Annotated in this window: 14 protein-coding genes; 6 read left to right on the top strand and 8 right to left on the bottom strand. The window is 53.3% G+C overall.

Annotated features, from left to right (window positions below; all coding sequences use genetic code 11):
- Window positions 1-3,249: an efflux RND transporter permease subunit gene (locus ACPAOP_RS05785; protein WP_423679194.1), complete on the top strand. Its 3,249-nt coding sequence runs from the start codon at window positions 1-3 to the stop codon at window positions 3,247-3,249.
- Window positions 3,250-3,345: 96 nt separating this feature from the next.
- On the opposite strand, the gene ACPAOP_RS05780 is transcribed toward ACPAOP_RS05785, so the two are convergent.
- Complete coding sequence (locus ACPAOP_RS05780) at window positions 3,346-4,335, bottom strand: LLM class flavin-dependent oxidoreductase (RefSeq protein ID WP_423679193.1); 990 nt, start codon at window positions 4,333-4,335, stop codon at window positions 3,346-3,348.
- A gap of 382 nt (window positions 4,336-4,717) precedes the next feature.
- Between ACPAOP_RS05780 and ACPAOP_RS05775 the strand changes: the two genes are divergently transcribed.
- Together ACPAOP_RS05775 and ACPAOP_RS05770 are read left to right on the top strand one after the other, a co-directional pair.
- On the top strand, window positions 4,718-5,203 hold the full coding sequence (locus ACPAOP_RS05775) for an arsinothricin resistance N-acetyltransferase ArsN1 family B (RefSeq protein ID WP_423679192.1): 486 nt from the start codon (window positions 4,718-4,720) through the stop codon (window positions 5,201-5,203).
- 107 nt (window positions 5,204-5,310) lie between these two features.
- Entirely contained in the window at window positions 5,311-6,216 is a 906-nt protein-coding gene (locus tag ACPAOP_RS05770) for a DNA ligase (RefSeq protein ID WP_423709622.1), read from the top strand.
- Window positions 6,217-6,336: 120 nt separating this feature from the next.
- Here the strand turns inward: ACPAOP_RS05770 and ACPAOP_RS05765 are convergent, their stop codons facing one another.
- A complete protein-coding gene (locus ACPAOP_RS05765; protein ID WP_423679190.1) occupies window positions 6,337-6,852 on the bottom strand; it encodes a hypothetical protein in 516 nt (171 codons plus the stop codon).
- A gap of 309 nt (window positions 6,853-7,161) precedes the next feature.
- On the opposite strand from ACPAOP_RS05765, the gene ACPAOP_RS05760 reads away from it, so the two are divergent.
- Window positions 7,162-8,103 carry a peptidylprolyl isomerase gene (locus ACPAOP_RS05760; RefSeq protein ID WP_423679189.1) on the top strand — a complete coding sequence of 314 codons (942 nt, stop codon included), beginning with the start codon at window positions 7,162-7,164 and terminating at the stop codon, window positions 8,101-8,103.
- Window positions 8,104-8,185: 82 nt separating this feature from the next.
- On the opposite strand, the gene ACPAOP_RS05755 is transcribed toward ACPAOP_RS05760, so the two are convergent.
- From ACPAOP_RS05755 to ACPAOP_RS05745, 3 genes are all read right to left on the bottom strand, one after another.
- Window positions 8,186-10,483, bottom strand: coding sequence for a DEAD/DEAH box helicase (locus tag ACPAOP_RS05755; RefSeq protein ID WP_423709621.1), 2,298 nt, complete (start codon window positions 10,481-10,483; stop codon window positions 8,186-8,188).
- A 257-nt stretch (window positions 10,484-10,740) separates the two neighbouring features.
- The gene (locus tag ACPAOP_RS05750) at window positions 10,741-11,640 is read right to left on the bottom strand and encodes a substrate-binding periplasmic protein (RefSeq protein ID WP_423709620.1); all 900 of its coding nucleotides are present in this window, start codon (window positions 11,638-11,640) and stop codon (window positions 10,741-10,743) included.
- Between the two features lie 5 nt (window positions 11,641-11,645).
- On the bottom strand, window positions 11,646-12,482 hold the full coding sequence (locus ACPAOP_RS05745) for a 1-aminocyclopropane-1-carboxylate deaminase/D-cysteine desulfhydrase (protein WP_423709619.1): 837 nt from the start codon (window positions 12,480-12,482) through the stop codon (window positions 11,646-11,648).
- Between the two features lie 304 nt (window positions 12,483-12,786).
- On the opposite strand from ACPAOP_RS05745, the gene ACPAOP_RS05740 reads away from it, so the two are divergent.
- Window positions 12,787-13,449, top strand: a complete 663-nt coding sequence (locus tag ACPAOP_RS05740; RefSeq protein WP_423679185.1) for a GGDEF domain-containing protein — start codon at window positions 12,787-12,789, stop codon at window positions 13,447-13,449.
- A 172-nt stretch (window positions 13,450-13,621) separates the two neighbouring features.
- A complete protein-coding gene (locus tag ACPAOP_RS05735; RefSeq protein WP_423709618.1) occupies window positions 13,622-15,550 on the top strand; it encodes a CocE/NonD family hydrolase in 1,929 nt (642 codons plus the stop codon).
- Between the two features lie 180 nt (window positions 15,551-15,730).
- Here the strand turns inward: ACPAOP_RS05735 and ACPAOP_RS05730 are convergent, their stop codons facing one another.
- From ACPAOP_RS05730 to ACPAOP_RS05720, 3 genes are all read right to left on the bottom strand, one after another.
- Window positions 15,731-16,597, bottom strand: coding sequence for a DMT family transporter (locus ACPAOP_RS05730; protein WP_423679183.1), 867 nt, complete (start codon window positions 16,595-16,597; stop codon window positions 15,731-15,733).
- An 89-nt stretch (window positions 16,598-16,686) separates the two neighbouring features.
- A complete protein-coding gene (locus ACPAOP_RS05725) occupies window positions 16,687-17,442 on the bottom strand; it encodes a LytR/AlgR family response regulator transcription factor (RefSeq protein ID WP_423679182.1) in 756 nt (251 codons plus the stop codon).
- The gene (locus ACPAOP_RS05720) at window positions 17,439-18,815 is read right to left on the bottom strand and encodes a sensor histidine kinase (RefSeq protein WP_423709617.1); all 1,377 of its coding nucleotides are present in this window, start codon (window positions 18,813-18,815) and stop codon (window positions 17,439-17,441) included. The genes ACPAOP_RS05725 and ACPAOP_RS05720 overlap by 4 nt, the downstream gene beginning before the upstream one ends.
- Window positions 18,816-18,855: the final 40 nt, after the last annotated feature.

The raw sequence follows: 18,855 nt of genomic DNA, 5'->3' as shown, positions 1-18,855 counted from the left end.
ATGTTTTTATCTGATTTCAGTATCAAGCGACCGATTGCCACTATCGTGATGATCATCGCCCTGATGGCACTGGGTTTGCTGGCACTCAGCAAATTACGGGTCAATCAGAATCCGGATGTCGAAGTTCCCGGCTTATCAGTGATCATTACCTATCCCGGTGCTTCACCGGATACGGCGGAACGGGAGATTATCAACCGTCTTGAAAAATCGCTGCAAAGCGTACAGGGCGTAAAAGCTCTGTATTCGTCGGCAAATGAAGGATTTGCTGAGTTCGACATTGAATTCGTATTTAAGAAGAACATGATCGAGGCCAGCGACGACGTTCGTAACGTGATTTCTTCGGTTCGCTACAAAATGCCGACAGAAATGCGGGAGCCTGTCATCAAACGCTGGGATCCGTCGGCACAACCTATCATCAACCTGGCGCTGTCATCGAGCAAACTTACCCACGCCGAAATTTCAAGACTCGCGGAGGATCTGCTGGCGGATAAATTCCGCGCGGTTCCCGGTGTTGCCACAGTAGTTGTGAATGGCTCACTGAAACGCGAGTTATCGGTCTTACTCCGTGCTGAAAAACTGCGCGAATTTAACGTGTCCGTCGGCGAAGTCGTGAATGCTCTGCGGAATCAGAATACCAATGCACCGGTAGGAAAAATTCGCGGCAAGCTGGATGAAGAAAGTATACGTCTGGTTGGACGTATCGAGTCACCGGAAGAATTTCAGGGCATTGTCGTGAAACGGAATGGCGATCAGATCGTACGTCTTGCGCAGGTCGCTACTATTGAAGACAGCTTTGCCGACATCAATGGTTTAAGCATACGCAGCGGCAAACCGAATGTGGGTATGCAAATCACGAAATCGCGTGAGGCAAGCACTGTCAGCGTTGCCACGTCTGTACGTGAAATGGTGAAGGAAATCAATGCCGGTTTTGAAAAAGATCAGCCCGGCACCAAGCTTGAAATCACACGCGATGGCGGTAAAGATGCTCAGAACAGCCTGAATAACGTGATTGAATCGCTGGTACTCGGTGCCGGTCTGACGATTTTCGTGGTGTATGCGTTCCTCAATTCCTGGCGCTCCACACTGATTACCGCACTCAGCTTACCAACCTCGGTGGTCGCAGCTTTTATCGCGGTATGGTTGTGTGGCTTCACCCTGAATTTCATGACCCTGCTTGGTTTGTCACTGGCAATTGGTGTGCTGATTGATGATGCGATCGTGGTCCGTGAAAACATTGTGCGGCACATGCAAATGGGGTCAGACCGCCGCACTGCCGCGCTGGAAGGTACAGCGGAAATCGGTCTGGCAGTGGCAGCAACCACGTTTTCGATTATTGCTGTCTTTATTCCGGTCGCTTTTATGCCGGGGATGCCTGGTGAATGGTTCCGTCCGTTTGCGCTGACTGTGACCTGCTCGGTATTAGTCAGTCTGGGTATTTCATTCACGCTGGATCCGATGTTGTCAGCATACTGGGGCGATCCGCCAGATCATCACACCGCACCCAAAAAAGGTCTGGGAAAAATACTGGCTCGCTTCAATGACTGGTTTGACCATCAGTCTGATCGCTACGGCCATGTCATCGCCTGGGCTTTGCATCATCGCCGCTGGATGGGAACCATTGCACTGGTGAGTCTGATTACCGCTCTGGGTCTGCAGGCAAAATGGGGGGGCACCAGTTTCTTACCGGCCGCAGACTCCGGCAATCTGATGATAGAAGTCCGGACACCGGCGTCGTCATCTCTGGAATATGCGCGACTGAAAATGGAAAGAGCAGCAGCCATTGCGCGCACGATCTCTGAAACCAAAGAAACCAACAGTAATATCACGCCAGCCGGTGGCCGTATCTATGTCGATATCGGCAAACGTACGGAACGCAAACGCAGTGCGAAGGAAATAGCGGTTGAATTGCGCAACAAAATTAAACCTCTGGTCGGTGCTGAATACACGGTTCTGGACGATCTGAATAACGGTGCCCGCAAGCCGGTACAAATCGAATTCACCGGTCCGGATTCCCGTAAGCTGCTGGAAATTACCAGCGCCTATATGGAGAAACTGCAAAGTGTGCCCGGAGCGGTCGATATCGGCCTGTCGCAGCAAGATCCGAAAAAAGAGCTGAAGATAGAACTGAACCGCGGCCTGGCAAATTCTATGGGTATCTCATCGAATGATGCAGCACAGGCATTGCGCATCGCGTTTGCCGGTATCGAGGTTGGCGACTGGGTTGATCCTACCGGTGAAACCCGCGATGTCGCTGTCCGCTTGCATCCGGATGACCGCGTCAGCAAAGAAAATATCGAACGTTTGCCAATCGCTATCTCCGGAACGAATCAGATGGTGCCACTGGATCAGATCGCCACGATCAGCATGGGGAAAGGCCCTTCCGGCATTGAGCACAGCAACGGCAAACGGACGATCACCGTTTCTGCCAATGCACAGGGTCGCTCTAACGGTGAAGTGATTGCCGATGCGAAGAAGCTGGCGGAGTCGTTTAACTATCCACCGGGCTACGGTCTGAACATTACCGGCTCGGGTCAGGATCAGGAAGAAGTGTTCGGCGCAATGATGATTGCATTGTTGTCCGGTATTGGCCTGATGTATCTGATTCTGGTCATACAATTCGGCTCGTTCACCGCGCCGCTGGGCGTGATGCTGTCGCTGCCTTTATCGCTGATCGGCGTCGTCATCGCGTTGCTGGTTACCGGCAGCACCATCAATCTGATGAGTCTGATCGGCGTCATCATGTTGATGGGTCTGGTGGCGAAAAACGCGATTCTGTTGCTCGATGCGGCACGTAAAAATGAAGCCGAAGGCATGAACCGCGAAGAAGCCCTGATGCAGGCTGGCCGTGTGCGTCTGCGCCCGATTCTGATGACGACATTTGCGCTGATCGCCGGCATGATGCCGGTCGCTCTGGGGCTGGGTGAAGGTGGTGAATTTTACCGTCCACTGGCAATCGCCATTATCGGCGGCACCATCACCTCGACCTTGCTGACTTTGCTGGTAGTACCTACCTTCTACGACAGCATAGAAATTGCGAAAGACCGCATGATGGACAAAATGCATGCACGTGGCACCCGTTATCATCCGTCGCTGGCATTTATCGTCACCATGCTGGAAGCTTTTTTCACACTGACCTTTGTCCGCCTGATCTATCGCAGCCTGTTGAAATTGTGGCGGCTCATCAGCGGACGCAAAGGTAGTGCCGGCATCGCCACTGCCAGCCTGTCAGGTGCAGATCAGATGAAATAACGACTGCCTGTCACGTCTATCCCGATGCTGGGGTTTTCTCCTAAGTATCCTCCAGCATTTTTTACAGCCTGCCAACCGAAAGTTGGCAGGCTTTTTTTACGATAAAGCAGAACTTATTTTTGCGACGATTTCATACGAATGCAGACGTGCCTGATGATCAAAAATATTCGAGGCGATCATCAGTTCATCGGCACCGGTGTGACGAATGAAATCACGCATCTGCTGGGTTACTGTCGCTGGCGAACCGATGGCTGAACAGGCCAGAATCTGGTTCAGCAATGCGCGCTCGCCTTCACCCAGTTGTTGCATGAAATTTTCTACCGGCGGTGGAATTTTCGCCGGTCTGCCGCTGCGTAAATTGACGAAAGCCTGCTGCGCCGAGCTCGCCAGCAGATGCGCCTGGTCATCGGTATCGGCGGCAAACACATTGAATCCCAGCATCACATACGGCTTCGCCAGATACGCCGATGGCCGGAACGTGGCACGATAAATGCCCACTGCCTGCATCATCTGCTGTGGAGCAAAATGCGACGCAAACGCATACGGCAAGCCCATCGCCGCTGCCAGTTGCGCGCCGTACAGGCTGGAGCCGAGTATCCATACCGGCACATGCAGGCCCGCACCCGGTACCGCTTTCACGGCAGAATGCGGCTCATCAGAAAAATAATCGAGTAATTCCGCGACATCCTGCGGAAATTCATCGGCATCTGAACTCAGGTTCCGCCGCAATGCCCTGGCAGTGCGCTGATCGGAACCGGGTGCCCGGCCCAGACCAAGATCAATCCGACCCGGAAACAGCGATTCCAGCGTACCGAACTGTTCGGCGATCACCAACGGCGAGTGATTCGGCAGCATGATGCCGCCAGCACCGACGCGGATAGTCCGCGTACCGCCAGCTACGTGGGCAATGAGGACAGCTGTGGCGGCACTGGCAATGCCAGGCATGCCGTGATGCTCTGCCAGCCAGAAACGGTGATAAGCCCAGCGTTCGGCATGCTGCGCCAGATCGAGCGAATTTTTAAAGGATTGCGCAGGTTCCGTCCCTTGTGCAATCGGGGAAAGATCAAGAATAGAAAGAAGAGCCATATCGTTTGCCTGTCATGCAAAGCTTGCAGCGGGCGATTCCCGGACTCAGACAAGCAATGCGTTGGACGCCTATTATCAGCCAAGTCACATAAGCCTGCTGCGAACGGCCGGAACAGATATGACAAAGAACAAATAAGATGCAAAAGCTACAAGACAAAATAATAAATAAATATCATAATCAAACCGACTTTTGATGCGTTTTACAAATAACAGGACTGACGCAACGTGTCCGGCAAGACGTGGCAATAACGACACTATGTATTGCACGACGAGGAGCCATGGCGCGACCGGAACGATTAGACATCCGTCCTGATAAGTAAATATCGCATCCACTTTTTCAATATTAATTTTGCAATATATTGATTTTGTCAAAGGATGAATTGTGATTCGTTTAGCCAGTACCGACGACGCCTCTGCCATCTGCGCGATTTATAACCGCTACGTCCTCAATACCACTATCAGCTTTGAAGATACGACGGTACGGGTGCCAGCGATGGCAGAGCGCATCAGCACTGTGTTTGCGGCGGGTTTGCCGTGGTATGTCTATGAGCAAGATGACAAAATTCTGGGTTATGCCTACGCCAGTCCGTGGCGCACGCGTCATGCTTACCGCTTTTCTGTTGAAATATCTGCCTATGTCAGCCCCGACCATAAGCAAAGCGGCATAGGCTCACAACTGTATGATCATTTGATCGACGATCTGCAACGACGCGGTATGCATTCGGTGATCGCGGCTATTTCCCTGCCGAATCCGGCCAGCGTCGCGTTACACGAAAAATTCGGCATGACGCAAGTCGCTCACTTCAAGGAAGTCGGCTTTAAATTTGGTCGCTGGATCGATGTCGGCTACTGGGAAAAGCAAATATGAAAAAAGACCGTACAGCCTGACGGTCTTGTTGCGGTCTTGTCAGGCACCTGTATCAGTTCTCAGTTTTTTTACTTCATACTGATGATTCATCCGACAGAAAGCTCAATATGTATTGCACTCATCTGCCTTCACGTTTGCCTCTGCCCCGGTTACGCGTGCTCGTCCTGAGCCTGTGTATTGCCGGTGTAGTCACGCCACTGGCGTTGCTGCCAGACACCACCGTCGCGGCGACCGACATTGAGACACCGGCGATACTGCTGGCGCGTAACTATCATGCGAAAATCAATCCGGCGGCGTATCTGGTCAGTGAAAAGCTTGATGGCGTGCGGGCAATCTGGGATGGTAAGCAATTGCGTTTTCGTAGTGGCCGCCTGATACAGGCACCCGCATGGTTCATTGCCGCCCTGCCGGCACATCGGCTGGATGGTGAATTATGGATGGGGCGACGCCGCTTTGAAGCCTTGTCTGCGGCAGTCCGGCGGCAGATTCCTGACGATGCCGAATGGCGACAAATCAGTTATCAGATTTATGAACTCCCCGAAGGCAGCGGCACTTTCAGCGAACGTTTGGTCTCGCTTAGGCAGAGCATTGCGGCTAGTCAGGCACCCTGGTTGCAGGTATTGCCGCAGCAGCGCGTCAGCGATGATGCCGAACTGCAGGCGCTGTTGAAAAAAATCGTCAGCGAGGGAGCCGAAGGCCTGATGCTGCATCAGGCGGATGCGCGGTGGCAGACCGGGCGTTCAGATGTCTTGCTGAAGCTAAAACTGCATGAGGATGCAGAGGCGGTGGTGATCGGTCACGAACCGGGGCGTGGAAAATATCAGGGCTTACTCGGTGCCTTACTGGTTCAAACACCGGAAGGTCAGCGCTTCCGGCTCGGTAGTGGTCTGAGCGACGCGCAACGGCAATCACCACCCGCCATCGGCAGCACGGTTACTTATCGCTATCGCGATCTGAACGCGAATGGCATACCGAAATTTGCCAGCTTCCTGCGTGTCAGGGAGAGTGAGTAAGCAGTCTGTGCAAAATCAATCCCCTTGATAAATAAGGCTTACAGCCTTATTTACGGCTGTAAGCCTTATTTTATTCGGACATTCGTACAGATCTTCTGTCCGCGACCATCAGTCTGAAACTCAGTTCAGAGGATGCGTTTCATGCAAAGAACAGGCTTGCACTTTCGCACCAAAGAAATCCGCCTGTAACTGAAATGCCTGCAAAATTCTCTGCCGGCCTGCGGCATCGGCAGGCAAAGCGAAAACCACGCGCAAAAACTGTTGTTCACCGCTACGGACAGTTTTACCTATATCAGCCGCCAGTAAATCCTGTTCCAGTAAAGCCTGCGGCGCGGGCGGCAAGGCTTCCTGCGCCGCGCGCATCGCCGCCAGCACTTCCGCTTCGGTCACAGTGAGTGCGTCGTCCATACTCTGGAATTTTTTCACCCCACCTATGTTGACCGCAACACCGCCGGTTACTTCAAATTCTGTCGGTGATATCCGCTCGTAATGAAATGCCTCCCAACCCGGTACACCACGCTTGCGCTGGGCGACTTGCGCCATCGCCGCCGCTGCAGTACCACCGCCATTAATCATGCCGACCGGCAGCATGTCAGCAAGATTATCAGGAATCGTCTCTTTACTGATATCGCTCATAGTACAAACTCACTATATAAAATCAGCTGACATTGTATGCCGCCAGGCGCACACCCGGAAAGTAATACACTGCAGGATAGAGGGATTTATCTGGATTTCTGTACCGTTGGCAGAACATTGCTCAAAGAAGAAAATCCCGAGAAAGTCATGAAAAATGAATAACCAACAACTCACCACACATTGCGGGTAAAATTCAGCGGCAATTTTATTCTGGAAGCGGCGGACATCGTCGTCTGCTGCAGAATCGTGGCAACGCTGTATTGCAGCCGCAACGAATTTCAACCACAGCTCACATTTAAGGAAATTTTCATGTCGATCAAATCCCGTGTCGTTTTGGGTAGCGCTATCGCTCTGTTCGCGCTCAGCGCTTGTAATGATAAGGATAAAGCGGCTTCAGCATCGGCCTCTGCATCTGCTGTCGCTGAGAGCAAAGAAGCAGTCGCCGCGACTGTGAATGGCACGCCGATCAGCAAAAAGCAATTGGATCAGATCATGCAGCAGCAGGCAGCCCAAGGCATGCCGGATAATCCTGAAACACGCAAAATGGTGATCGACCAACTGGCGATGCAGATTCTGGTCGCACAGGAAGCAACGAACAAAGGTCTGGATAAAGTACCTGAAGTCAAAGAACAACTGGACATGGCGCGTTTGTCTATCCTCGCCAATTCCTACGTTAAAGACTACATGAAAAACGCGACCGTCAGCGATGAAGCGCTGAAAGCGGAATACGACAAATTCAAAACGACGGCCGGCGGCACAGAATTTAAAGCGCGCCATATTCTGGTCGCCAGCGAAGATGAGGCCAAAGACATCATCGCTAAAATCAAAAAAGATGTGAAAGCATTCGACGGTCTGGCAAAAGCAAAATCACAAGACCCTGGTTCCAAAGGCAAAGGCGGCGATCTCGGCTGGTTTAATCCGCGTAGCATGGTGCCGGAATTCGGCGAAGCCGTCGCGAAACTGGAAAAAGGCAAATTCACTGAAACACCAGTCAAATCGCAATTTGGTTACCACGTCATCATTCTCGATGACAGCCGCCCATTGGCCGTGCCTGCGCTGGACGATGTCAAAGGACCGCTGACTCAGCAATTGCAACAGCAAAATCTGAAAAAGACTTTTGATGATCTGAAAGCCAAAGCAAAAATTGAAATCACTGCGGTAGTGCCAGCCGCGCCAGCTTCCGCTGCTGCAGCAAGCCCGGCTGCAACACCTGCACCGGTTGCAGCGCCAGCAGAAGCAGCAAAGAAATAATTGCAACACGCTTCTGTTCAGCGATAAAAAAACCGCCTTAACCGGCGGTTTTTTATTCCTTCATATCGCAATAACGACAGACTTATTTTCCTGACTTACGGCGCGTCGTGCCGCTGTCTTTATCAAACTTAGACGGACGGCGTTCGCCGGGTTTGCCCGATTTGAAGCCCGGTTTACCACCTGCTTTTTCCGCAACACGGCGATCCCCCCCACTGCGTTTAGGGCCTGACGGAAAGTCTGCCGCAATACCGCCGCTGGATGGACCGACCGCGCTGATACGGATCTGCTTACCGGCAACCCAGACATCCTTCAGATGCTGCAACAATTCCTTGGGCATCCCATCCGGCAGATCCAGCGTGCTGTGATCATCAAAAATGGCAATGCGTCCGATGTACTTTGCTTCCAGTCCCGCTTCGTTGGCTATCGCACCAACGATATTCGCTGGCGTGACGGCATCCGCTTTGCCGACTTCGATACGATACGTCTGCATAGGAATGCTGACTTTTTCCTTGTCTTTTTTTGCTTTCGCCGGACGTTGCTGTTCGTCGTCGCGGGTCGAAACAGCCCGCTCCACCACCTGATTCAGGCGGCTGCCGGGTGCGCTGTCAGCGATACGCGGTGCGCGCTCAGCACGAGTTTCACTACGGGCAGCGCGCGCAGCTGGTGCAGCGGCGACACCGGCTTTTTCGGCACTGATACGCAAAGACTGACCGGCGACCCGTACCGATTTCAGATGATCAAGTGTTTCCACCGGCAAATCATCAGGCAGATCGAGAATCGTGTAATCGTCGTAAATATCGATGCGGCCGATAAATTTCGATTCGATATTCGCTTCGTTTGCTATCGCGCCGACGATATTGCCGGGTTTCACGCCATGCTCATGGCCAACGGCGATACGGTAGGTTTGCATGCCTGGTTCAGCAACGCGCGGGCTGTGTTCGCGACGAGCGCCGCGTTCTTCGCGCTCACCACGATCACGTGAAGGACGCTCACCGCGATCACTGCGTGAAGGCCGTTCATCACGCCAGCTGTCATCGTTTTTGACTTCACGACGATTTTTATCGAGCAGCAAGGGTTCATCACCGCGCGCCATTTTCGCCAATGCCGCCGCGATTTCGATGGCAGGAATATTGTGTTCCTGCTCGTAGGCCTCAATCAGCGCAGTGTATTCATCCAGACCACCTTCGGCCAATGCAGTTGAAATCTGGTCTTTAAAACGGGCAATACGGACATTATTGACGGTTTGTATCGTCGGTAATTCCAATGGCGACACCGGCTGGCGGGTAGCACGTTCTATCGCTTTCAGCAGATTTTTTTCGCGCGGTGTGATGAACAGAATCGCTTCACCGCTGCGCCCCGCACGACCAGTACGGCCTATACGGTGCGTATAGCTTTCCGGATCATACGGCACATCGTAGTTAATGACGTGACTGATACGTTCGACGTCCAGACCACGCGCTGCCACATCGGTCGCCACGAGAATATCAATCTTGCCATCTTTCAGCTGTTGTATTGTGCGTTCACGTTGCTGCTGGTTGATGTCACCATTGATCGCGGCAACCGAGAACCCGCGCGCATCGAGTTTAGCGGCAAGTTCTTCGGTACCCAGTTTGGTACGTGCAAAGATAATCATGCCGTCAAAAGTTTCTGCTTCCAGAATACGGGTCAGCGCATCGAGTTTATGCATACCCGACACCAGCCAGTAACGCTGACGAATATTGTCTGCGGTTCCGGTTTTAGCCGCAATCGTGACTTCGGCAGGCTTGTTCAGATAAGTCTGAGCAATACGTTTGATGGCCGATGGCATCGTTGCCGAAAACAAAGCCGTCTGCCGCGTTTCCGGCGTTTCCTGCAGGATGCGCTCAACATCATCGATAAAACCCATGCGCAGCATTTCATCGGCCTCATCCAGCACCAGTGTTTTCAAGGCAGATAAATCGAGTGAACCTTTGTCGAGGTGATCAATCACGCGACCCGGCGTACCGACCACCACATGCACACCACGGCGCAATGCCGATAATTGCGGGCCATAGCTTTGTCCACCGTAAATCGGCAGCACATGAAAACCGGGAATGTGACGCGCATAGGTCTGGAATGCTTCGGCAACCTGTATCGCCAGTTCGCGGGTCGGTGCCAGCACCAAGGCTTGCGGCGAAGTTTGACGAATATCGATACGCGACAATACCGGCAGCGCAAATGAGGCGGTTTTACCAGTACCGGTTTGTGCCTGACCAAGCACATCGCGGTTATCCATCAGATATGGAATAGTCGCCGCCTGGATTGGCGACGGGGTTTCGTAACCGACATCTTGCAAGGCGCGCAGCAAAGGCGCACTCAGTTGCAGATCGGAAAAAGTGAGGGGGGAAGTAGATTCAGACATGCGATGCTCGCTTATTTCATTCATATCGCAGGATGCGACGAGATTTGGGGCGTAGTGTACCCTGTTGTCATGGACTCAGGGAGAAACCTGGCTACGATTTTGCTCATTTTTTAGGCAAGTACGGAATAAAAGACTAAGTACCGGCGACAAGCGTGCAATGACTCTGTTCTTTTCGGCAACCCCAGACCATCCGGTGGCCGGTCTGGTGCCTGATTAGATCGCTGTTTATAAATGCAGTCAGCAGTCTGTGGGCTGACTTATTTCTCAGACAAACCGTATTTGCGCATCAGCTTGTCCTGCGTGCCGTTCTCTTGCAGACGCAACACGATACGATTGATCTGTTCTATCTTCCACGGTGATTTCAGCGATAAAGCGCACTGCGTATATACCACTGAAAAAGCGGTTTTCGACACGCTGAACGAAGCATGCTTATCAGGGAATTTTTTGAAATAACCGGCAATTTCAGATTCTGACGTGATCAGTGCATCAGCGCCTCCAAGCGCGAGCAGACGAAACATACTGGGCACATCGGTCATATCGATCCGGGTCGTCCGGCCGGCAGCCAGATCCGGCTCAATCAGTGCATAGTGATAGCCGATCTGGGTCGCGATTTTTTTACCCGACAAATCTTCAGGAAGCTCATGCGGTACCGGTGTGTCCTTGCGCACCACCACACGCTCTGTCTGCGGCAGATTCGGAATAGTCCATGCGAAATCAGCGGGATGATCGACCCATTTGGGGCTGTGATAACAGACCAGATCAGCTTCACCGCTTTTAATCGCAGGCTCAATCCGGCGGCGCGAATACGGAATATAGACCGGCTTGGCATCAAGCCCTCTGGCAATCGCATCGGTATAGTCTTTCAGCAGACCGCCTACCACATGATGCCGTTTATCAAAAACAATCAGCGGATCACTCAGCGTCTCAAAGCCGGCAACCCGGAGCAGGTCCTGCGCCTGCGCTTGCACAGGCAGACAAAAAATAGCGCCCAGTGTCATCGGCAGGCAGAAAGAGCGGACATCTGCGATTACAGTATGCTGCTGAACCCGGGTTAACAGTGGCGTCAAAACTGAATATAAGACTGGCTTCAAGACGTGCTGTGTTGCGTGCATCACTGATTTCATCACTACTTCTGCTCTCTGAATGTTACTGTCCATTTACTTCACGGTACTTGCGTATAGCCACGCAAGCCTTGCAAGCCACCGGTATGCACCGCCACCACTTTCGCTTCCCGCGCGATCTGCCCGCTCAGCCACAACTGGCGAAGGGCAAACAACATTTTTCCGGTATATACCGGCTCCAGCAATATTCCGGTATCTTCAAAAAAATTCTGGCAAAACGCGCTGAGCTCAGCGCTTACTTTAGCGTATCCGCCATGGTGGAAGGTAGTTAACAATTGATAATTCTGATGTGCAGGGTAACCCGCTGCAGTCAATAAGCGTGCGACTTCGGCATGCAGATACTCCGCATTTTTAAATGCAGCAACGCCGATCACGTTGCCCTGTCCGCGCAATCCAGCCAGTACGCCCGCCATCGTCGCCCCGGTGCCGCAGGCAAGCACCATCAGATCAGGAGTAAATTCCAGCTCCCCGACCAGCTCGGCAACACCATGTAATGCCGTCGCCGCACTGCCGCCTTCGGGCAGCCAGACATGCTGCGCGCTGCTATAAGACAGATGCTGACGCCACGCCTCAGTATCGTCCCGCAAAGCGCGATACGCCTCGCGCGAAACAAAGCGAATGTGCATTCCCAGCGCGCGGCAATCGTCCAGCATCGCGCTGTTCATGCCCTCAGAACCACGCACCAGCGCTGTCGCCGGAAACCCGGCGATCGCCGCTGCATGCGCCAGTGCATGCAGATGATTCGACCATAAGCCGCCCATGCTGACCAGATGCGCAGGCTGACCCGCCAGTGCCTGCAAAGGATATTTCAGCTTACGGAATTTATTACCCGAAACCTGCGGATGCAAAAGATCGTCGCGCTTGATCCACAGATTCATTTGCGGAAACAAGCTGCTGTGTATGCGTTGACAGGGTGAAAAAGGAGCGGAAAACACAATATTATTTTTATTGCCGGATGGTAAAGTATTATATTGTCAGGGCTGACGCAAAATTGCTCTGGCAAGGCGTGACGACAAAGACGATGACATAGTAAAGCAAACGGCAATCGCAGCGTTCAACTTCGCTGGGATTGTATCGCCCAGTGTCAGCATCCGGGCTGACTGGTGTCACGGCGCTCATTCGCCACACTGGCCATACCAGCCGGACTGGCCGCACTGAACATTCAATGAAGTTGGAGAGTACATGCCTGCAGATCACGATCAGCCCCTGGCGAGTGCCAGACAACAGCTGACGCAGCTTATCAAGCAAATTAAAGAAAACGGCAAACAGGACAATCTGCTGCCGACGCTGCAAACCGTGCTGACCCAGTTAGAAAGTCTGAGCAAACATGACCAGCTGACCGGCGCACTGAACCGCCGCGCCTTGCTGAGCAACCTCGACATTGAACTGGCGCGCTCTTACCGTACCGGCCACACATTTTCATTTGCTGTCATCAGCGTCGATCATCTCGAAAAAATTCTGGAGCAACACGGACAGGCCGTTGCCCGTCAGGTATTGCAAATGGTCGCCAAAGAAGCGCTGGACATGCTGCGCACGCTGGATTCTTTCGGTCGCGTTGCCGCCAATGAATTTGCGATCGTGATGCCAACCACCTGGCTGGATCAAAGCCTGAAAGCCATCGCCCGCCTCAAAAAACGCGTCGCGGGCTGCGACTGGAATGCCGTCGCCCCCGGCTTGCAGGTGACGTTTTCAACCGGTCTGACAACCAACGCCATCAAAGACACCGCAGACATCATGCTGGCGCGCGCCACCTCGGCCTTACACACAGCCAAAGCCAAAGGCAGCGACAGCATCGCGGAAGCCGAATTACCGCTACCGGAATACAATCCGGAAGACGATGAGTAAAAAGACGGATAAAGCAATCAATAAGCCAGCGACTTGTCATTCACAAGATGCGGGGATTTTGCTGCACGTCTTACGGAACTTATGATGAATATCAGGCACTAAACTTGCACTGCTTACCTCATTCAGGCTTAGCACTTATCTTATTCATGCCTCAGTTAATTCAGGATTCTCCATGAAACTCTCCCCCCTGCTGGTCAGTCTGCTGGCCGCTTTTGTATTGAACGGTGCGGCGTTGCCGGTGTCTGCTGCGCAGCAAGCTGCCGTCAGTCTGGACAACCGCGCCGATGCGATGAAGCAGCATGCCGACTATATCCGCGAGCATTACAGCAAATTCGAATACCGGATTCCTATGCGCGACGGTAAGACCTTGTTCACGTCGGTGTATGTGCCGAACGATGCGAGTGCGAAAAAAACCTATCCGATACTGCTGGTGCGCACGCCGTATTCGGTCGCGCCGTATGGTGCAGACAATTACAAAACTGCTCTGGGGCCAACCGCCGAGTATGACAAAGAGGGTTTCATTTTTGTGTTTCAGGATGTGCGCGGCACGAATATGTCGGAAGGCGAATTCGTCAATATGCGGCCGCATCTGGATGTGAAAAAAACACCGGCGGATATTGATGAAAGCAGCGACACCTATGACAGCATAGACTGGCTGATCAAACACCTGCCGCACAATAACGGCAAGGTCGGTCAGTGGGGTATTTCGTATCCGGGCTTTTACACTTCGGCTGGCGCAATTGATTCGCATCCGGCACTGAAGGCGGTTTCGCCGCAGGCACCGATTGCGGACTGGTTCCGTGGCGACGATATGCACAGAAACGGCGCGTTTAATCTGCAGATGGCATTCGGCTTCTTTAACAGCTTTGGTCAGCCGCGCCCGCAACCGACAGACAAACGCGGCTGGAAAGAATTTAATTACGGCACGCCTGACGGCTATCAGTTTTTTCTCGAACTCGGTTCGGTTGCGAATGCAAACGACAAATACTTTAAAAACGGGATTCCGTTCTGGAATGAGATCGTCGCCCATCCGGATTACGATCAGTTCTGGCAAAGCCGCAATCTGCTGCCGCATCTGAAAAATATTAAAGCAGCCGTGCTGACGGTTGGTGGCTGGTATGACACCGAAGATTTATACGGCCCGCTGCAAACCTATCGCGCGATAGAAAAGCAGAATCCGGGCATACAAAATACGCTGGTGATCGGCCCGTGGACGCACGGCGGCTGGACGCGCAGTGATGGCGATAAAGTCGGCGATGCGAATTTCGGTTTCAAGACGGTGCGCAATTATCAGCCGGTCGAATTCGCGTTCTTCAAACATCATCTGAAAGGCGGCGAGAAACCGACGTTGCCGGAAGCGTGGATGTTTGAAACCGGCGCGAATCGCTGGCGTAGCTTCGATGCCTGGCCGCCGAAAGAAAGTAAAGAGCAGACTTTGTATTTCCATGCGAACGGCAAACTGAGTTTCACAGCGCCGGCGGCAAACGAGAACGGCTTTGATGAATACATCAGCGATCCGGCCAAACCAGTACCGTACACAACCGAGATTCTGAACGGCTGGAGCAAACAATATGTCGCTGCCGATCAGCGTTTTGCCAGCCGCCGCCCGGATGTGCTGACCTGGCAAACCGAGGTGCTGGATAAAGATGTGACACTGGCGGGACCGCTGAATGCGGATTTATTTGTCAGCGTCACCGGCACCGATGCCGATTTCGTGGTCAAGCTGATCGATGTGTCGCCAGCAGATGCGAAAGACGGGCCAATCAATCGCGGTAATCAGCAAACCCTGGTACGCGGCGAACCTTTCCGCGCGCGCTTCCGCGATGGCTTTGAAACGCCGAAAGCGATGACACCGGGTGAAGTGACCAGGGTCGCCTTCAATATCAACGATGTGTTCCATACCTTTCAGCGCGGTCACCGCATCATGGTGCAGGTGCAGTCGAGCTGGTTCCCGTTTATCGACCGCAATCCGCAAACCTTTGTGCCGAATATTTACGCGGCCAAAGACAGCGATTTTGTTAAGGCCACGCATCGCGTGTATCACAGCAGCAATCAGGCGAGTGCGTTAAAAGTGAAGGTGTTGCCTGCACTCGGCGAATGATACCGGCAGCGACACTGAGCGAAATCTTCAGCAATACACGTAGCAATAAAAAAAGCCCGGAATTTCCGGGCTTTTTTACACTTTCGGGGGAGTATGTGACAAAAAATGCTTATTGTCCTTATAAAAAAAGGACTTTAAAACATACTCCCCCCAGTATATTTTCGTGCTTTTGCGGCGTTTTCAAGAACTTTTAGGTGCAAACACCACCAGCCAGGTCGCCAGCACCACGCCCGCGCAGCCGATCAGCGTGCTCATGGTGATCGCTTCATGCAAAAATAAATGTCCCCACAACAAGGCAAACAAGGGAATCAGAAACGTCACCGTCAGCGCTTTGGTCGGCCCCACATCCGTCATCAGGCGGAAGTAAATCAGATAGGCAACAGCGCTGCATAACAGCGCCAGCGCCGCGCCGAGCAGCAAAATCTGGCTGGTGATTTCGCCCTGCACTGGTACCAGCGGCAGAAACGGCAGCAACACAAACGCAGCACCGACTTGCGAGCCCGTCGCCATCTGCATGGAATTCATCGCGCCGGATACTTTTTTGGAATAAATGCCTGCCAGCGCATAACAGATCGTCGCACCGACGCAAGCCAGTACACCGAGCAGCAAATCACCGGTGAATGCGACCGGCCCCAGACGCACCAGAAAGCCGACGCCGACCACACCGCACAACATGCCCAGCATTTTGCGGCCGGTGAAACGTTCACTCAGAAAAATCGCGCCCATCACCGCGCCCCATAAGGGGCTCGTGGCATTCACAATCGCGGAATAACCAGCGGGCATGCGCATCGCGGCAAACGAATACAAGGCAAAAGGCAGTGCCGAATTCACCAGACCCAGCACCAGATATTGCCGCCAGTGGCGCCGGATATCGACAGGCTTTTGCGTTGCCAGCATCAATAAAGTTAAGGCAAGCCCCGCCAATCCTACGCGGATTTCTGCAGTCCATAATGCGCCCAGAACAGGTGCCAGCACCCGCATGAACAGAAACGAAGCACCCCAGATCGCAGCCAGCGATAAAAGGCGAAGAAGATCAACACTGCGCATGCGGTTTTCCGTATCGATGAAAAACGCTCAGCTTAACAAATTAGCGTGCGCGCCGCTGGCTATTTCCGGTCATCAGGTGCGAAGACTATTTACATGGGCTTGAAGCGCCACGCATAGGCCTGACTGACTTTGAGTTTTTCCGGACTGCCATGCAGTTCAACCAGATAGCGCCCCATGTCGTCACGCTGTGCGCGCGCGATCGCATCGGCACGCACCACGGTGCCGCGATGGATCTGCCAGAAAATGTCGGGGTCGAGTCCTTCCATTAATTCTTTCAGCGGCTTGCGCACATGCGCTTCATCATGCCCGCATACGACACGGGTATATTTTTCATCGGAACTGAAAAACAGAATTTTTTCTATCGGGAACATCTTGATCGTATCGCCGACGCTGGCACTGATCCAGCGTATGCGCTCGGCGGCATTACCACGGATGCGCTTGTCGAGTTCCGACATCAGCTGGCTCAGATCGGGTGCGGCTTGTTTGCTGGCCAGGCGCGCTTTTAAACGCGCGATTGCTTCCGCCAAACGCGCCTGTGCCACTGGCTTCAACAGATAGTCGATCGCACCGGCGGCAAACGCATCGAGTGCATGATTATCGTAAGCGGTGGTGAACACCGCATGGCAACGCCCTTTGACGGCATTTGCCACATCCAGTCCCGACATGCCGGGCATGCGGATATCCAGAAATGCGATGTCGGGCTGATGGGTATAAATTGCATCGAGCGCATCAGCGCCATGCTCGCATTCAGCAACGATCTGCAATTCCGGCCATAGATCATTGAGCATGCGGCGTAATTCTTTACGTGGTAAATCTTCATCTTCAGCGATGATGGCGGTGATCATGCAGCCTCCGTCTGTTTTTCTAAAGGAATTGTGATGATGGCAGCAACCCCGCCCTCGGGGCGGGCTTTCAGCAACAGGCTGGCGCGGTCACCGTACATCGCCGCCAGCCGCTGATGGATATTCGCCAGACCAATGCCAGAGCCACTGTTGTGACCGCCAAAGCCGACGCCATCATCTTCGACGCGCATTTCCAGCATGGGCTGTTCCTGGATGGCGATAACGCTGACCTTCACGGCAATGTGCGCCGCGCCGACCTTGGGTTCTATGCCGTGTTTGATCGCATTCTCGACTAAAGAAATCAGCATCAACGGCGGCACCGCGGCGTCCGCAATCTGTGATTCGACACTGAAACTCAGACGCGGAATACGGGCCTGCATCAGACTCAGATACGCATGCACCGCATCAAGTTGCTTGCTCAAACGCGACTGCACCGAGCCGCCGTCATCGCGCATCTGCGGTATGGTTGCGCGCAGATAATCGACCAGATGATCGACAATCGCGACCGCCCGCGCTGGCTCAGTGCTGATCGCCGAACGTACACCGGCCAGTGTGTTGAACAGAAAGTGCGGTTCCACCTGCGCGGCCAATACCGACAAGCGTAATTCGGTTTCTCTTTGCATCGCCTGCGCCTGTTCTGAGGCGCGCTTGCTCTGTGCGACTTTCAACATATTGCGCTGGCGAGAAAACAGCCAGAGATCATAGCCGCCGCTGAGGTAAATACAGACGGAAGACAATACCAAACCAATATAAAAACCTTTCCAGAAATCCGAGCCTGCAGTATCCGGTGGACGTGGCGCGCGGTTCTGGCTGCCATCCTGCAAACCCTGCTCAAATCCGGCTTTGAATTCCGATAACCAGTTTCCCGCAGGCGTAGCCGCGGTTGTTTTTGCAGGATCCGGCGAACCAGAATAATGCAATTTCAGCGCGGTCAGCATCGGTGCCTCGTAATGCAATAATTGCTGTGTCGCCTGCCTCGCCGCAAAAAATAGCAACAGACTGCACAATAATCCGGCACATAAGACCGTGATCAGACAACGCCATTCTTTTTTTTCCGCATAGCCGCGTTGTCGCACCCAGACGGCGAGTGCGGCGCCACCAAGATGCATACCGGTACCCGCCAGCGCCAGCGGTATCCAGACAACAAAGAAGGTACGCCAGTCAGCGCCGCGCGCCGCATCGATCAGAAAAATCAGCAGCAGCGCGGGAATCAGCGTACCCATCCAGGCGCGTGCGCGATAGCGATACCAGGTGCGTGAAAACACCGGGTAATTGCGCGCTCGGGTCAGCCAGGATTCGCTTCTGGCGGACACTTCCGGTGGCAGGATTTCTTCATTCGCCGATGGCGACATAAGGCTTGCAGGTGTGACTGACATGATCTTCCCTTTCAACGACAGATACAGTCTACGCGGAGCT

It is taken from the genome of Undibacterium sp. WLX3042 (assembly GCF_049544825.1).
Lineage (GTDB): Bacteria > Pseudomonadota > Gammaproteobacteria > Burkholderiales > Burkholderiaceae_D > Undibacterium.
This window is presented reverse-complemented; position numbering and strand designations above follow the sequence as displayed.

Bases quoted from the DNA above. Each gene is read 5' to 3' on its own strand.
- ACPAOP_RS05745 (WP_423709619.1), bottom strand. From the start codon at position 12,482: ATGAATCTGTGGATCAAGCGCGACGATCTTTTGCATCCGCAGGTTTCG.
- ACPAOP_RS05730 (WP_423679183.1), bottom strand. From the start codon at position 16,597: ATGCGCAGTGTTGATCTTCTTCGCCTTTTATCGCTGGCTGCGATCTGG.
- ACPAOP_RS05725 (WP_423679182.1), bottom strand. From the start codon at position 17,442: ATGATCACCGCCATCATCGCTGAAGATGAAGATTTACCACGTAAAGAA.
- ACPAOP_RS05755 (WP_423709621.1), bottom strand. From the start codon at position 10,483: ATGTCTGAATCTACTTCCCCCCTCACTTTTTCCGATCTGCAACTGAGT.
- ACPAOP_RS05720 (WP_423709617.1), bottom strand. From the start codon at position 18,815: ATGTCAGTCACACCTGCAAGCCTTATGTCGCCATCGGCGAATGAAGAA.
- ACPAOP_RS05750 (WP_423709620.1), bottom strand. From the start codon at position 11,640: ATGGACAGTAACATTCAGAGAGCAGAAGTAGTGATGAAATCAGTGATG.
- ACPAOP_RS05770 (WP_423709622.1), top strand. From the start codon at position 5,311: ATGTATTGCACTCATCTGCCTTCACGTTTGCCTCTGCCCCGGTTACGC.
- ACPAOP_RS05760 (WP_423679189.1), top strand. From the start codon at position 7,162: ATGTCGATCAAATCCCGTGTCGTTTTGGGTAGCGCTATCGCTCTGTTC.
- ACPAOP_RS05740 (WP_423679185.1), top strand. From the start codon at position 12,787: ATGCCTGCAGATCACGATCAGCCCCTGGCGAGTGCCAGACAACAGCTG.
- ACPAOP_RS05735 (WP_423709618.1), top strand. From the start codon at position 13,622: ATGAAACTCTCCCCCCTGCTGGTCAGTCTGCTGGCCGCTTTTGTATTG.
- ACPAOP_RS05765 (WP_423679190.1), bottom strand. From the start codon at position 6,852: ATGAGCGATATCAGTAAAGAGACGATTCCTGATAATCTTGCTGACATG.
- ACPAOP_RS05780 (WP_423679193.1), bottom strand. From the start codon at position 4,335: ATGGCTCTTCTTTCTATTCTTGATCTTTCCCCGATTGCACAAGGGACG.
- ACPAOP_RS05785 (WP_423679194.1), top strand. From the start codon at position 1: ATGTTTTTATCTGATTTCAGTATCAAGCGACCGATTGCCACTATCGTG.